This is a genomic window from Corynebacterium stationis, from assembly GCF_001941345.1.
Lineage (GTDB): Bacteria > Actinomycetota > Actinomycetes > Mycobacteriales > Mycobacteriaceae > Corynebacterium > Corynebacterium stationis.
In genome coordinates, this window is record NZ_CP009251.1 from 2765577 (window position 1) to 2780603 (window position 15027).

Below are 15027 nucleotides of genomic sequence, written 5' to 3' on the forward strand. Positions count from 1 at the left end.
ATATCCGCAGTTCAAGTCACGTTTTGAGGTCTTGGACTGTAATGAGTTGGATGGGCAATACTTAGTAGTGGTGAGTATGGGCCCGGGAGGAAAGAATTAAATTCGGGATCCGTATCCCATTTTTGAAGAGGTAGTGCTACAGTGTGTTTCATGAAGAACTTGAGCACCGTTAATCTTTGGTGGTGGCGCGCGTAACACGCGGGCCCATTGAAGCTTCCTTCTTTAAAGCTTTCCTTAAAACCAGGCTCGCAGTATGCGGGCCTTTTCGTTGTCTTAAGGGACATAAACCGGTATAGACCCGCGAACTGCGAGATAAAAATAATTAGTCTCTCAATAACACAGTCGCGAAAGATAGATAGCTATGACCGGATTTTCTACCGCATCACGGCAGCTCCCGTACTACACGGATGCCGCTGCATTATTTGATGCCCTGGCCACCACGCATGATTCCATGCTGCTGGAATCAGCAGATATTGAATCCAAGAAGAATGTACAGTGCCTCGCTGTTCTGGATGCCGCGCTCAAGGTCACCTGCCGCGGCCAGCGCGTATACGCCGAGGTGCTTTCTCCCACTGGGCACGCGATGCTCGAGCGCTTAGAAGAACAGCTTTCTGAGTACCGCGTTGGGGCAGGGGAGTTTGAATTCCAACGCCCTACCGATAGTGATGAACGCCGTCGCCTGAAGGCCATTTCCAATGCAGAAGTCCTGCGTAAGCTGCAGTTAGATGCAGGTTATTCACATGAAATGTTGCCCTTTCTAGGCGGCGGCTTTGCTTATGATTACCTCGATACATTTGAGGTACTTCCTGAGGTGCCAGATAGCACTAATGAATACCCGGACTATGAGTTCATCGTGGCACAGACCTTGCTGCACGTTGATCACCTCAACCACAGCATTGTTATCCACGGCGTCGATACTGATGAAGCTGCGCTGCAAGGGCGCTTAGATGAACAGCTGGACAAAGCACAAAAGCTTGCCGATGCCCCCCTGACCGAAACCACTGAGGTCGCCGAAAAGAAAACCGTGACCGTCACCGCGGATATCTTGGATAAGGATTTCCGCGAGCATGTAAGCAACCTGCAGAAGAATATCTACGAGGGCGATATTTATCAGGTTGTGCCAGCACGGTCTTTCTCCATGGAATGCCCAGATGCTTTCGCTGCTTACCGGAAGCTGCGCGAGACCAATCCTTCGCCCTATATGTTCTATATCCGCGGCGCAGATTATGAACTCATTGGCGCATCCCCTGAATCCAACCTGAAATTCGATGCTGATACCCGCGAGGTGCAGCTCTATCCCATCGCAGGTACCCGTCCCCGCGGTGCAACGCATGAATTAGATATCCGCAATGAGCTGGACATGCGCACCGATACTAAGGAACTGGCCGAGCACACCATGCTCGTTGACCTCGCGCGCAATGACCTGGCACGGGTCGCGGTTCCTGGAACCCGGCGCGTGGCGGATCTTCTGCAGGTGGATCGCTACTCCCGCGTGATGCACTTGGTCTCCCGTGTGGTGGCAGAGTTGCACCCTGATTTCGACGCGATTGATGCCTACCGCGCATGCATGAATATGGGCACACTCACCGGCGCGCCGAAACTGCGCGCGATGGAATTGGTTCGCAACACCGAGAACAAGCGCCGCGGTTCCTATGGCGGGGCAGTGGGGTACCTGCGCGGAGATGGCTCCATGGATAACTGCATCGTCATCCGCTCCGCCTACATCAAAAATGACACGGCAATTGTCCAAGCCGGTGCCGGCGTTGTCCGCGACTCCGTTCCACAATCCGAAGCCGATGAAACTTTGCACAAGGCTTATGCCGTCCTGCACGCAATTGCTGCTGCCAACAACGCCACCCTGGAGGTCATCCGATGAGCACTGTAGAAACCAAACCGAAGGTTTTACTTCTCGATAATCACGATTCTTTCGTTTATAACCTTGTCGATGCTCTTTCTGGCTATGACACCGTGGTTATGCGCAATACCGTCACAGTGACGGAAATCCTCGATGAGTCCCCTGACCTGATTGTGCTCTCCCCAGGACCCGGACACCCCACTGATGCCGGCTGCATGATGGAACTCATCGACACCGTCTTGGGCAAGATCCCACTGCTGGGCATATGCCTCGGTTTCCAGGCGCTCTTGGAATACCACGGTGGAAAGGTCGCACCGTGCGGACCCGTCCACGGTTCTACCGACACCATGGTTCTCACCGGTGAGGGAGCGCAGCACCCCGTTTTCCACGGACTGACTACCGACGTGGAACCAGACCAACCCGATTACGTAGGCACCCAGGTTCCGATTGCGCGTTATCACTCCCTGGGTTGCACGCAGTTGCCAGAGGGCTTGCGCGCATTGGGCTATATCGATGACATCGTGATGGCCGCCGAAACCACTGACGGCACCGCACTAGGCCTGCAGTTCCACCCAGAATCCGTGCTCACGCCAACAGGTCCCGTCATGTTAGAGCGTTGTGTGGAGCAGTTGGCATCGAAAAGCGTGCTCTAAGCACACCATTAACCGCACGTTAAACCATATTAATTAAAGTATCTATTAAGAACTAGAAAGGATGCCTCCCTCTCATGGCAGCACCACTGAATGTATTAATGAAATTCCTCGACAACCCTGCGCCCACGGTGGAGGAGGCCCAAGAGGTCTTTAACCCGCTGAGCAACGGCGATTACGACGACATCCATATCGCTGCACTGCTGGCCACCATCCGCACCCGAGGCGAAACCTTCGCGGACTTGGCTGGCGCAGCCAAAGCCTTCCTCAATGCCTCACGCCCATTCCCGATTACTGGCCAAGGCATCATGGACTCCGCTGGCACGGGCGGTGATGGCACCAATACCATCAATATCTCCACCGGCGCATCGCTGGTGCTCGGCGCTGGGGGAGCGAAGGTCGTGAAATGCGGCAACCGTTCCGTATCTTCTAAGTCCGGCTCCGCGGATGCACTAGAAGCTCTCAACATCCCACTGGACTTGGACGTTGACCGCGCTGTGCGCCAGTTCGAGGAATCCGGCTTTACCTTCCTGTACGCACCGGCGTACCACCCAGCGGTCGCGCACGTCATGCCCGTTCGCCGCGCGCTGAAGGTACCCACGATCTTCAACTCGCTGGGTCCCATCCTTTCCCCAGCGCGCCCAGAGTTTCAGATCATGGGCGTTGCCAACCCGAAGCTGGGCCGCACCATCGCTGAGGTCTTTAAAGAATTGGGTCGCGGCCGCGCCATCGTCATGCACGGCGCAGGCACCGACGAAATCGCTGTGCACGGCCCAACCCAGGTGTGGGAGCTACGCGACGGCGAGATCGAAGAATACACCGTAACCCCAGACGATTTCGGCGTGGGCACCCACCAACTTGCCGACCTCACCGGTGGTGACGGCGCCGAAAACGCCGAGGCACTGCGCCAGGTCTTCAATAACACTGCACCAGCTGCACACCGCGATGCGATTGCCGCGAACGCCGGCGCCATGTTCTACCTCACCGGCCACGCTGATAGCTACAAGGAAGGCACCGACAAGGCGCTCGGTTTGCTTGCCGATGGCACCGTGAAAGATTGGTTGCAGCGCCACGAGGAGGCTAACTATGCCAAGTAATCATCAATTACCCACGGTCCTAGAAAACATTGTGGAGACCCGTCGCACGCACTTAGAGGACATCGCCGAGCGAATTGCGCACGTCGATGTTGCCAACCTGCCGCGCTCGACACGCTCGCTGTATGACAACCTGCACGGCGCAACCAATGCCTTCATCATGGAGTGCAAGTCATCGTCTCCATCCCTGGGCCTTATCCGTGAGCACTACGAGCCCGGCACCATCGCACGTACCTACTCTCGTTATGCCGCTGGCATCTCCGTGTTGTGCGAACCCGTGCGCTTCGGTGGCGACTACGACCACCTACAAACCGTTGCTTTGTCCACACACCTGCCGGTACTGTGCAAGGATTTCATTGTTGACGAGGTCCAGATTCACGCAGCCCGCTACTTCGGGGCCGATGCCATCTTGCTGATGCTCTCTGTCCTCGACGATGAGGAATACACCCGCCTGCAGGATGAAGCACACCGGTTGGGACTCGACGTCCTTACCGAGGTTATCGATGTCGAAGAAACTGAGCGTGCCATTCGCTTAGGCGCGAAGATCTTTGGCATTAACCACCGCAACCTGCATGACCTCAGCATCGATCTGACCCGTTCGAAGACCTTGAGCGAGCTTTTGCCTGAAGGTTCGGTAGTGGTGTCTGAATCTGGCATTCGTGACAACAAGACCGTACGCAGCCTGGGCAACCACTCCAATGCCTACTTAGTGGGGTCGCAGCTTACTTCAGCACCGGATGTCGATCGGGCCGCTCGCGCACTCGTGTATGGCGAAAATAAGGTGTGTGGTTTGACCACTTGGTCGGCTGCACAAGCTGCGCGTGCCGCGGGAGCTGTCTATGGAGGCCTTGTTTTTGAAGAGGCTTCTCCGCGCAATGTTTCACGTGAAACAGCGGAAGATATCATTGCGCATGAACCCGACTTGGACTACGTCGCAGTTTCGCGCCGCACCGAAGACTGGGCCGAACTAGCCGCCATTGATGGGGTAGAAGCACTCCAACTGCATGCACCTTACCAGGGAAGCATCGAAGCAGAGCTCGACTACATCCACACCGTGGTTCAAGAAGTCCGTGACGCCGGTATCCCCGTTACATCCTCCAAGGATGAGGATTTGGACTTCGGCGCAGAGCAGGAGAGTGGCTTACAAATCTGGCGCGCTGTCTCCATGAGCCATACGGATGGCCCGGCCTTGGCCCAAGCACTCATTGCTGACAAGGCCGTTGACCGCATCGTCCTCGACTCCGGCAACGGCGGAACCGGCACCAGCTTTGAGTGGGATACCGTTCCCGCTGAGGTTTTAGATTACGCGCTTCTTGCCGGCGGCATCGGTCTGGATAACATTGAACAAGCTCTAAAAATCGGCACCGTTGGCGTTGACCTGAATTCCGGGTTAGAAACGGTCAAGGGCACCAAAGACACCGGCCTCATTGCACGCGCATTTGCCACCATCAGAAATTTCTACCGCTAAGGATTAACCACCCATGACTGACAACTCTCGGGAAACTTTACTTCCTGCGTATTTTGGAGAGTTCGGCGGACAGTTTGTCCCAGAATCTCTCATTCCCGCATTGGACCAGCTCGAAAAATCCTTCGTGGATGCAATGGCGGACGAGTCTTTCCAAAAGGAACTCGCAGACCTCCTGCGTGACTACTTGGGTCGACCAACGCCCATCACCGAGGTTCATAAGCTCGGGGGCAAAGCGCGTATTTTTCTCAAGCGCGAGGACCTTGTCCACGGCGGCGCTCACAAGACCAACCAGGTTTTGGGTCAGGCGCTACTGGCTAAGCGCATGGGCAAGACCCGCATCATTGCCGAAACCGGTGCGGGCCAACACGGCACGGCAACGGCTCTTGCGTGCGCACTCTTGGACCTTGAATGCGTCGTGTACATGGGCGCTAAAGACGTCGCGCGCCAGCAACCCAACGTTTTCCGCATGGAACTCATGGGCGCAAAAGTCGTTCCCGTCGATACCGGCTCCGGCACCCTAAAAGATGCCGTGAATGAGGCGCTGCGGGACTGGACCGCCACCTTCCATGAGTCGCACTACCTGCTTGGCACAGCGGCTGGCCCACACCCATTCCCAACCATCGTGCGTGAGTTCCACCGCGTCATCTCCACTGAGGCGAAGGCGCAAATGCTTGAGCGCATCGACGGCCTGCCGGACTTGGTCGTCGCCTGTGTGGGTGGCGGTTCCAACGCCATTGGCATGTTCGCAGATTTCATTGATGAAGAAGGCGTGGAACTTGTCGGCGCTGAACCCGGCGGAGAAGGACTCGATTCCGGCAAGCATGGCGCAACCATCAACAATGGCACCATCGGCATTTTGCACGGCGCTCGCAGCTACCTCATGCGCAATAGCGACGGCCAGGTGGAGGAGTCCTACTCGATCTCCGCCGGACTGGATTACCCAGGCGTAGGCCCACAGCACGCGCACTTGCACGCTACCGGTCGCGCGAAGTACGTCGGCATTACTGATGCTGAGGCACTTGAAGCTTTCCAGCTGCTCTCCCAACAAGAGGGCATCATTCCAGCACTCGAATCTTCCCACGCGCTGGCTTATGCGCTCAAGCGCAAGGACGAAGACATCAACATTCTGGTCTCGCTTTCCGGTCGTGGTGACAAAGACATCGACCACGTTCGCCAGACTCTCGAAGCACACCCTGAGCTTGTCATCAAGGAGAAGAACTAACCATGACTACAACCCGTGATGGCGCTAGCCGCTTTGAAGCACTATTTGCTGCACTTGATGAGAAGAACGAAGGTGCATTCGTCCCTTTCCTCATGCTCAATGACCCGACGGCTGAAGACAGCATGGAAATCATCCGCACCGTCGTCGAAGCAGGCGCTGACGTCCTCGAACTTGGCGTTCCTTTCTCCGACCCAGTTGCTGACGGCCCAACCATTCAGGGCTCACACATCCGCGCTCTGGACAATGGCGCAACCGTTGATAATTCCCTGAACCTAGTTCGCCAAATCCGCGAAGAGTTCCCTGATACTCCCGTCGGCATGCTCATCTACGGCAACGTTCCCTTTACCCGTGGGCTAGATAAGTTCTACGAGGAATTTGGTGCTGCTGGCGCTGATGCCATCCTGATCCCGGATGTTCCAGTCCGAGAAGGCGCACCCTTTGCCGCCGCTGCTGAGAAGGCTGGGGTAGCTCCAGTATTCATCGCTCCGGCCCGTGCTTCAGAGCGCACCCTCGAAGGCGTTGCTAAGTACTCTAAGGGCTACATTTACGCTGTCTCCCGCGATGGAGTAACCGGTACAGAGCAAGAGTCCCAAACTCTTGGCCTCGACGAGGTAGTTGCCAATATCCACCGTTATAACGGTGCCCCAGCTCTTCTCGGCTTTGGTATTTCTACGCCAGAGCACGTTGCCGAAGCGATCGCCGCTGGCGCCGCTGGCGCGATTAGCGGCTCAGCAATCACCAAGATTGTCAACGGTTACGTTTCACGTGAAACAGAGGATTCTCCCGCCGTCATTACCAACATGGAAGCTCTGAAGAAAGAAATCACGGAATACGTCTCCGCGATGAAAGCTGCGACCAAGAAATAAAAAAGAAGCCTGGTTCCTTCTTACCTCTTTCAAGAGGAAGGAACCAGGCTTTTGTTATGCCGATTTTCGATCAGACCTGTACCCTAAAGAGCTACTTTTCCGCGTGCTTTCCAGAGCCAGTTTCAGCATCAACGCCTTCAATAAACTCAGCCTCGTAGCCCTCTCCACCCAGGAAGTTATCTGGGTCATCAGCATCGACCATCTTATTCTTAGCAAAGCGGTCAACGATCATGGCGATTGCACCGTCACCGGTTACATTCGCTGCGGTGCCGAAGGAGTCGACCGCGATGTAGGCGGCAATCATCAAAGCGACCATGGAATCATCGAAGCCCATCATGCTTTGCATCAGACCAACTGCCACCATGACTGCGCCACCTGGAACACCCGGTGCGGCAATCATCATTACGCCCAGCAGCAGAATGAATCCTGCTGCCGTCGTCAGGCTAACGTTCAGTCCAGCCAGGTAGACGACTGCAAAGCCATACAACGTCAGCTTGATCATCGAGCCCGATAGGTGAATGGTCGCGCACAGAGGAATAACAAAACCGGCAATCGGCTTGGAAATTCCGTTGTTCAGTGCGGCCCTGTGAGTAACTGGAATGGTAGCTGCAGATGAAGAAGTACCCAACGCGGTAAAGTACGCAGGCAACATGATGCGCAATGCTTTAAATGGGTTGCGCTTGGCAATTGCGCCTGCCACAACGTACTGCAAGATCAGGTACGCAATGGTCATGACGACTGACAGGATTAACACCTTCGCAAAGGCAGAAAGCACATCGAGCAGGTTGCCATTCATACCCAGGCCGAGGAACATACCAAAGATATAGATTGGCAATAGTGGGATGACAAATCCCCAGATTACTTTGATGACAATAGCTTCCAGCTCGCGCGAAGCGTTGTAAATGGTCTCTGCTTTGACTGCAGTCATTGCAACGCCGACACAGAAAGCCAGCAGCAAGGCCGTCATAACCTCAAAAGGTGCAGGCATTTCGACTTCGAAGTAAGGTGTCAACGAGCCTTCATCGATGTCGGATACATCCAATCCGAGCGACTGGTTACCAAGCAATAGTGGATAGAGCAGCTTTGCGGTAATGAGCGCAATAGCGCCGGCAATAATGGTCGAACCATAAGCAATAGCAGTGGTATATCCCAACCACTTTCCGGCACCTTTTCCTAGACCAGCAATCGCTGGCGAGATGAGCGCAAAAATCAAGACCGGAATGAAGAAGTTCAGGAAGTTGCTGAACAGCCCATTGAATGTCGCGAAAATGCGCCCTAGCCATTCTGGGGCAAAAAGACTTACAATAATGCCAAGAACAATCGCGATGACGATCTTGAACAACAGTGAGTCTGTCACTTTTGACTTAGACATTGTTTTCAATTCTTTAAACGTGCTGCGGCGGGGATCTACCTACTCACAACTATTCGACAGGGGCTCGCCGCTAACAGGCTGTATTACCTGTCAAGCGACACGGCACTAACTTTAGCCCACGCCGGAACCTTTCCGACAGTTACTGTTTGGGTATTTTCGCCGAGCCGGGATTACAATGACCGTCATGGTCGATGTTGGTATTATCATGTTGATTTTCGCCGTGTATTGGCTGGTTTTTGGCGGTTTAGCTACCGCCCGCCGACTACCGGGAAACAAGTATTTTGGATTGCGTATCCCAGATGTACGCAAGTCCAAAGAAGCCTGGGACGGCTCGCACGTCGTGGCTGGCCCAGTCTGGATCCTCGCTGGCGTCTCTTTCCTCTTTGGCGCACTCGTTGCATTCCGAGCCTCGGGCTGGATGTGGCTGATCCCCGTCGCCACCGTTCTCATCGCAATTGTTGCAATCTCGGTCGGTTCTAACCTTGGCGCGCGGGCAGCCCACCTGTACACGCTTAAAGATCAAGAGGAGAACGGCGGCTGCAACTCCGAAGGTGGCTGCAGCTGTGGCTCCGGCGGATGCGGTTCTTCTACAGAAGCTCCACAAGTTGATATGGATGCACTCCGCAACGCGGTCAAAAATGTAGAAGGCGTCTAATACGCCCCAACACATTCGAAAAATTATCCCGGTACTTTGTATCGGGATTTTTTGATCCCGATCTCGGAATCACAACACTTCGTGTACACACTAATGACAAGGACACACATACAATCTCAAATCCGCAGTGACGCAGATAACATTTGCGTTATAGTTGGCGTGATACCTCGACAGCCAGGGTATCAAATTCGCGACAACCACAACTTCACCAAGAAGAGGCCGAAAGTCAGATAGGAGTGGCTCGATGTCTGCCGCTGAATCCCAAACTTTTAATGCTGCTGTTGTTGAAAAATTTGGCCAGGAAGTCACAGTCAAAGAGATTGGCCTCCCACAACCTGGCCCCAATCAAGCACTGGTTAAGGTGCTTACCTCTGGAATTTTCCATACGGATCTCCACGCGCTTGAGGGCGACTGGCCGGTAAAACCTGAACCACCATTTGTACCTGGACATGAAGGTGTCGGGGAAGTAGTCGAACTGGGCCCTGGGGAGCATGACGTCAATGTTGGAGACATCGTCGGCAACGCTTGGTCATGGTCCGCTCGTGGCACTTGTGAATTCTGCATTACAGGTCGAGAGACCCATTGTCCCGATGCCGAATATGGAGGCTATACCCAGAACGGCTCCTTTGGCGAGCACATGCTGGTCGACACGCGCTATGCTGCCCGCATCCCAGAGGGAGTCGACTACCTAGAAGCAGCTCCCATCCTATGCGCTGGGGTGACCGTCTATAAAGCCCTCAAGCAGTCCGAGGCACGCCCAGGTCAATTTATGGTAATTTCCGGCATTGGCGGCTTAGGGCATATTGCTGTGCAATACGCCGTAGCGATGGGTCTACGTGTTATCGCAGTAGATATTGCAACCGAAAAGCTAGACCTAGCATCTAGACTCGGTGCTGAATATACCGTCAACGCGGGTGACGAAGATCCTGGCTCAGCTGTGCAGAAATACACCGAAGGCGGATCCCATGGCGTATTGGTTACAGCAGTCCACGAAGCAGCATTTGGGCAAGCGCTGGACATGGCACGCAGCGGCGGCACAATCGTCTTCAACGGCCTGCCACCTGGAGAATTTCCTGCATCTGTATTCGACATCGTGTTCCGAGGATTAACTATCCGCGGATCCCTGGTAGGCACTCGACAAGATATGACGGAGGCGTTGGACTTCTTTGCTCGCGGTTTAATTAAACCTACCGTTACTGAATGCTCACTTGATGATGTCAACGATGTCTTTGAGCGAATGCGTAACGGCCAGATCGACGGTCGGGTAGCGATCCGGTACTAACACTGACTGACAGCCATCCCAATATTGGTCCCAAAGAAGATGCCACGCTGCGTACACCAAGTACGGGCGTGGCATCTCACTGTTGTATGAGCGCATCGAATTCCTCAGCCGGTAGACTTTCACAACAGGAAAAATTGATTTTCACGCGAACAGGACTGAGGTACTAACCCGCTCTAATAGCGTCACTGTGACGCTATTAAGTACGGACTACCACCGCTTTTCAAGCCGAGAAAATTTACCTATTCCAAAACGTTAACTATAGATCTTAGCAATGATTGAATAACTCATATTACGACCAAACTGTCTGCGATAGGGGAGAATGCGCGAATTCGTTGGCGAACCGATCTTTAAGGTTGTCTTTAATGGGATTGCTCAACCATTGATATGTTCTATACTCGCATTTGCCCAAGGTGCAGGTGCCCTATCCTAAAGAACACGTATAGATGATCCTGGGAGACGCTGAATAGAAATTCTCTGTGGAATGCACGCAACGTGCGACTGCGCTCCCGACGGGCGCTGGATTACTACGTTGTTATTTTACACGAGAAGACTTTAACAACAACAGCCCCAGCCTCCACAGCTTAGAGCAGCGGGGATAGCGAGCCAAAGAGTTAACTGCGTAACAATATAAAGGTTTCTGCCAATCTCCTGCCCAAGTAGCCAATAAGGAAGATATCTACCGCTGAGTAAGGGATGATGGAGACATGAATAAGTCCGTAGCTATTACCGCACTCGCCGTTTCCGCCCTTGCGTTAGCTTCCTGTTCTACGGAAGCGTCTAATGACGACAGCGCGGACAATGGCGCCATGACCCAAACCGCCACCCAGGAGTCTCCGGAAACCACGGAGGAGACCTCAGAGGAAACCTCTGAGACCACCAGCGCCGAAGAATCCAGCTCTGAAACAACGAACACCGCCGCATCGAGCTCCGGTCGATTCGATGAAGCCGCTCTCAAGAGTGAACTAGAAGGCATGGGGTACCAGTGCGATGACGATGATGACTGCACCAAGACCGAAGGCGCCATCATCTACGACGTCGATATCGATGATGATTCCGTAGACGTTGAAGTCCAGGGCAATGACGATCTTGATCAGCACTTTGAAACCATCCTGACCGATGTTGGAACTGCATTCGGAGAGTATGACTTCGGTGGGGCATCGTGGGATGAAATCCAGACTTGGGGCATCGAGGCCGGGGAAGATGAGGAAACCGTTCTCGGAAATGTTGAGCTAGAGCATGACCGCGGGGAAGACGATGGAATCCCATCCCGCGATCTCAGCGTAGAGCTCATCGAAAGCTAAACCGCGTCGACTAGCCTACAGCGGAAAATACTCCTGGAGACCAGGTAAAATGAAATCATGTCCGCTAACCCTGTCCGTCCCAATTGTGCGCGTCCGCATTCTTGTTCTTTAGATGTCCGTCTGGATGCCATGGCGCGTTCACCGCTTACACGTGAACTCAAGCCCGAAGAACATCTAGATCTGGATTCCTTCGTCACGTCGTGGGCGTGGTCGGAGGGTGATCCGCTCATGCTGGCAGGGCAGAAGGTATCGGGTTCTTATCTCGTTGTGGCAGGTCGAGTACGGGTAGTGCGCGATACTATCGATGGCCGTGAGATCACCGTCGACATTGCCTCGCCAGGAGATATCATTGGACCGCTAGAGACGAATCCTTCGTATGCGGTGGATTCAGCCTGGGCAATGGAAACCACCTGTGCGTTGTACCTACCTGCGGACCGTCTCGCAGAAGTCATCGCTAGACACCCGGCTTTGGCAGTAGCAATTGTGCAAATGCAACACACGCGATTGGCGCAAGCACGAGATAGAGATGTCAATCAAAGCGCCAAGACCGTTGTGCAGCGCGTAGCTACCGTTCTGCTTAGGCTCGATGCCAAATTGGGGGACTTGCGCCCAGACGGCAACAGCTTGCTGCAAGTACGCCTTCGACGCGACGATATCGCCGGGATGGCTGGGACAACGCTCGAGTCCACCTCGCGGGCCATGTCGCAAATGAAAAAAGATGGACTCATCGACTCTGGACGGGAGTGGGTGTCCATCATCGATGCCCAAGCATTAGAGCGCATTGTCGATGGTGAATAACAAGTTCTACGCTCTTTGATCTGCGTCAAAGAACCTTTCCTTACTTCGTCCTAACGTAGTAATTGCAAGCACGAAGAGAAGTGAAAGGAAGCTGAGAAGCCATGACCACCCCAACCGCATTGAAGAAGACCACCCTGCGCTCTGATGAATTCACCTGCCCAAGCTGCATCGCGAAAATCGAGAATAAGCTACGCAGCCTCGATGGTGTGGAGTCTGCAGAGGTGAAGTTCTCCTCGGGCCGCATCCTTGTGGAACACGACCCCGAAAAGGCGAGTGTCCGCGACCTCGTCGACGCCGTGGCGGAAGTCGGATACACGGCTAAGCCATCCGCTATCTAAGCAACCACCGGGCAGTAAGCGGAGAAACCGCAATTACTGACCGCTCATTGCACAGCCTGTTCCTGACCATCATCAGGAACAGGCTTTTTGTATTTGCGGTGCGCATACCAACGAAAAGCAGTATCGCGAACATTGATCTGGATCAAGGAACCCCAACTGCCTTCGCCATAACGTTAAAGGTGACATCACAACACCAGTGAGGGAAGGAACTTGAGAACAATGAAAACGTGGAAGACGTGGGGAGTGGTTGGCGTATCAGCGCTGCTGGTTGCGCTGTCCTGGTTAAGCCCCGCAGAATCACTCATCGCAGATGCTCTGGTGATTGCTGCTGCAGTTGTAGCAGGTTGGAATATCGCTATCTCCGCGATCCAGGCACTACGGATTAAGATGGTCTCGATCGATCTCTTGGTTGTCGTCGCCGCCATCGGCGCACTGTTTATCAACAACTATTGGGAATCCGCAGCCGTCACATTCCTCTTCGCCTTGGGTAAGACTTTGGAAAAGGCCACGATGAATCGCACCCGCAAGGCCTTGAGCGACTTGGTAGATTCCGCGCCGGAGACGGCAACGAAACTGCACGACGATGGCTCTACCGAGACGGTGGAAGTTTGGGAGCTGATGCCCGGGGAAAAGGTTCTGGTTCGCAATGGCGAACAAATCCCTGTGGACGGCCGGGTGATATCCGGATTCGCGGGAGTGGACGAAGCCAGCATTACCGGCGAGTCCGTTCCAGCAGAAAAATCTGAGGGCGCGGAAGTCTTCGCGGGAACCTGGCTACGCAGTGGCGTACTCCGCGTCGAGGCCACAGCGGTGGGATCAGAATCCACCTTGGCGAAAATCATCCACCGCGTCGAAGACGCGCAGGACGATAAAGCAAAGACGCAGACATTTTTAGAGCGCTTTTCCAAGTGGTACACCCCGGGTGTCATGATCGCGGCGTTAGCGGTCGGCCTCATCACCCAAAACGTAGAACTGGCACTGACCTTGCTGGTTATCGCATGTCCAGGCGCTCTGGTTATCTCCATTCCAGTCTCCATCGTCGCCGGCATTGGTCGCTCGGCGAAAGATGGCGTACTTATCAAGGGTGGGGAATACCTGGAGGCCTCCGCGAAGGTGGACGCCGTTGTCGTCGATAAGACTGGCACCTTAACCAATGGACAACCAGAACTTACTGACGTCGAAGTACTCGACCCTGCTTATACCGCCAACGAGGTTCTGCAGCTTGCTGCGCGCGCGGAAACCGCCTCCGAGCACCCGCTTGCCGATGCCATCATCCGCGGAGCCAAGACCCGCGGTCTAGAGGTGGAGCTCGTAGAAAGCGCACAACCAGTGATGGGTAAGGGGATTAGGGCTGAAGTTGATGGACACGCAGTCGCAGTTGGCTCCGCAGAGCTTCTCGATAAAACCCCTAACGAGGATCGCGTCCTGGAGTTAAATGCTCAGGGCAAGACCGCCATGTACGTCGGCGTCGATGGCCGTGCCATTGGCTTGGTCGCAGTTGCCGATACCATCCGCAGTGATGCACCTGCCGCCGTGAAGTCCTTACATGACAATGGCATCAAGGTTGTCATGGCAACTGGTGACGCCCAGCGTGTTGCCGAAAACGTTGCCCGCGAATTAGGTGTGGATGAAGTCCACGCCGAGATGATGCCGGAAGACAAGCTGGACTTGGTCAAGGAACTACAAAGCCGCGGCCACGTCGTGGCCATGGTCGGTGATGGCGTCAATGACACGCCAGCCCTGGCCCAAGCAGACATCGGTGTCGCCATGGGCGCGGCAGGCTCACCCGCCGCTATTGAAACCGCGGATATCGCGCTGATGGCAGATAAGCTACCACGCTTGCCCTATGCGCTACACCTGGCTCAACGCACCGTCCGAACCATGACGCTCAACATCGTCATCGCACTGGCAACCGTCGCAGTTCTGCTAGCAGGCGTGCTCCTGGGTGGCGTGACCATGTCCATTGGCATGTTGGTCCACGAGGCTAGTGTCCTCCTCGTCATTGGCATCGCGATGCTGCTTCTGCGCCCAGTGCTGAAGCCAGAAGTGACGAGCGAGAGTCCAGTTCCACGTGAAACACAAGAAGTCGCTGCAGCCTAGACATCACCGTAGGTTCTGTGAACGAT

The 15027-nt window shown here is 54.6% G+C and carries 13 protein-coding genes; 12 read left to right on the forward strand and 1 reads right to left on the reverse strand.

Going from position 1 to position 15027, the window contains the following annotated elements; translation table 11 throughout:
- The first annotated feature begins 361 nt into the window (after positions 1 to 361).
- The 6 genes from CSTAT_RS12800 to trpA all read left to right on the forward strand — a co-directional run bounded on the left by CSTAT_RS12800 (position 362) and on the right by trpA (position 7155).
- Positions 362 to 1876, forward strand: coding sequence for an anthranilate synthase component 1 (locus tag CSTAT_RS12800; RefSeq protein WP_075723715.1), 1515 nt, complete (start codon positions 362 to 364; stop codon positions 1874 to 1876).
- Positions 1873 to 2508 (forward strand): anthranilate synthase component II, encoded by a 636-nt coding sequence (locus CSTAT_RS12805; RefSeq protein ID WP_075723716.1) that lies wholly within the window; start codon positions 1873 to 1875, stop codon positions 2506 to 2508. Before CSTAT_RS12800 ends, CSTAT_RS12805 begins: the two co-directional genes overlap by 4 nt.
- 74 nt (positions 2509 to 2582) lie before the next feature.
- Positions 2583 to 3602: an anthranilate phosphoribosyltransferase gene (gene trpD, locus CSTAT_RS12810; RefSeq protein WP_075723717.1), complete on the forward strand. Its 1020-nt coding sequence runs from the start codon at positions 2583 to 2585 to the stop codon at positions 3600 to 3602.
- Positions 3592 to 5067 carry a bifunctional indole-3-glycerol-phosphate synthase TrpC/phosphoribosylanthranilate isomerase TrpF gene (gene trpCF / locus CSTAT_RS12815; protein ID WP_075723718.1) on the forward strand — a complete coding sequence of 492 codons (1476 nt, stop codon included), beginning with the start codon at positions 3592 to 3594 and terminating at the stop codon, positions 5065 to 5067. Before trpD ends, trpCF begins: the two co-directional genes overlap by 11 nt.
- Positions 5068 to 5080: 13 nt before the next feature.
- Positions 5081 to 6289, forward strand: a complete 1209-nt coding sequence (trpB, locus tag CSTAT_RS12820; RefSeq protein ID WP_075723719.1) for a tryptophan synthase subunit beta — start codon at positions 5081 to 5083, stop codon at positions 6287 to 6289.
- 2 nt (positions 6290 to 6291) lie between these two features.
- The gene (gene trpA, locus CSTAT_RS12825; RefSeq protein ID WP_075723720.1) at positions 6292 to 7155 is read left to right on the forward strand and encodes a tryptophan synthase subunit alpha; all 864 of its coding nucleotides are present in this window, start codon (positions 6292 to 6294) and stop codon (positions 7153 to 7155) included.
- Positions 7156 to 7246: 91 nt separating this feature from the next.
- Here the strand turns inward: trpA and CSTAT_RS12830 are convergent, their stop codons facing one another.
- Positions 7247 to 8527, reverse strand: a complete 1281-nt coding sequence (locus CSTAT_RS12830) for a dicarboxylate/amino acid:cation symporter (RefSeq protein ID WP_075723721.1) — start codon at positions 8525 to 8527, stop codon at positions 7247 to 7249.
- 184 nt (positions 8528 to 8711) lie between these two features.
- Here CSTAT_RS12830 and CSTAT_RS12835 point away from each other — a divergent pair, with 184 nt between their 5' ends.
- From CSTAT_RS12835 to CSTAT_RS12860, 6 genes are all read left to right on the forward strand, one after another.
- Positions 8712 to 9182: an SdpI family protein gene (locus CSTAT_RS12835; RefSeq protein ID WP_075723945.1), complete on the forward strand. Its 471-nt coding sequence runs from the start codon at positions 8712 to 8714 to the stop codon at positions 9180 to 9182.
- A gap of 244 nt (positions 9183 to 9426) precedes the next feature.
- Entirely contained in the window at positions 9427 to 10464 is a 1038-nt protein-coding gene (locus tag CSTAT_RS12840) for a zinc-dependent alcohol dehydrogenase (RefSeq protein ID WP_075723722.1), read from the forward strand.
- A gap of 704 nt (positions 10465 to 11168) precedes the next feature.
- Positions 11169 to 11765, forward strand: coding sequence for a hypothetical protein (locus CSTAT_RS12845; RefSeq protein WP_075723723.1), 597 nt, complete (start codon positions 11169 to 11171; stop codon positions 11763 to 11765).
- 57 nt (positions 11766 to 11822) lie between these two features.
- Positions 11823 to 12563 carry a Crp/Fnr family transcriptional regulator gene (locus CSTAT_RS12850; protein WP_156845138.1) on the forward strand — a complete coding sequence of 247 codons (741 nt, stop codon included), beginning with the start codon at positions 11823 to 11825 and terminating at the stop codon, positions 12561 to 12563.
- A gap of 101 nt (positions 12564 to 12664) precedes the next feature.
- Positions 12665 to 12901, forward strand: a complete 237-nt coding sequence (locus CSTAT_RS12855; RefSeq protein WP_025388355.1) for a heavy-metal-associated domain-containing protein — start codon at positions 12665 to 12667, stop codon at positions 12899 to 12901.
- Between the two features lie 219 nt (positions 12902 to 13120).
- The gene (locus tag CSTAT_RS12860; RefSeq protein WP_075723724.1) at positions 13121 to 15001 is read left to right on the forward strand and encodes a heavy metal translocating P-type ATPase; all 1881 of its coding nucleotides are present in this window, start codon (positions 13121 to 13123) and stop codon (positions 14999 to 15001) included.
- Positions 15002 to 15027 lie beyond the last annotated feature (26 nt).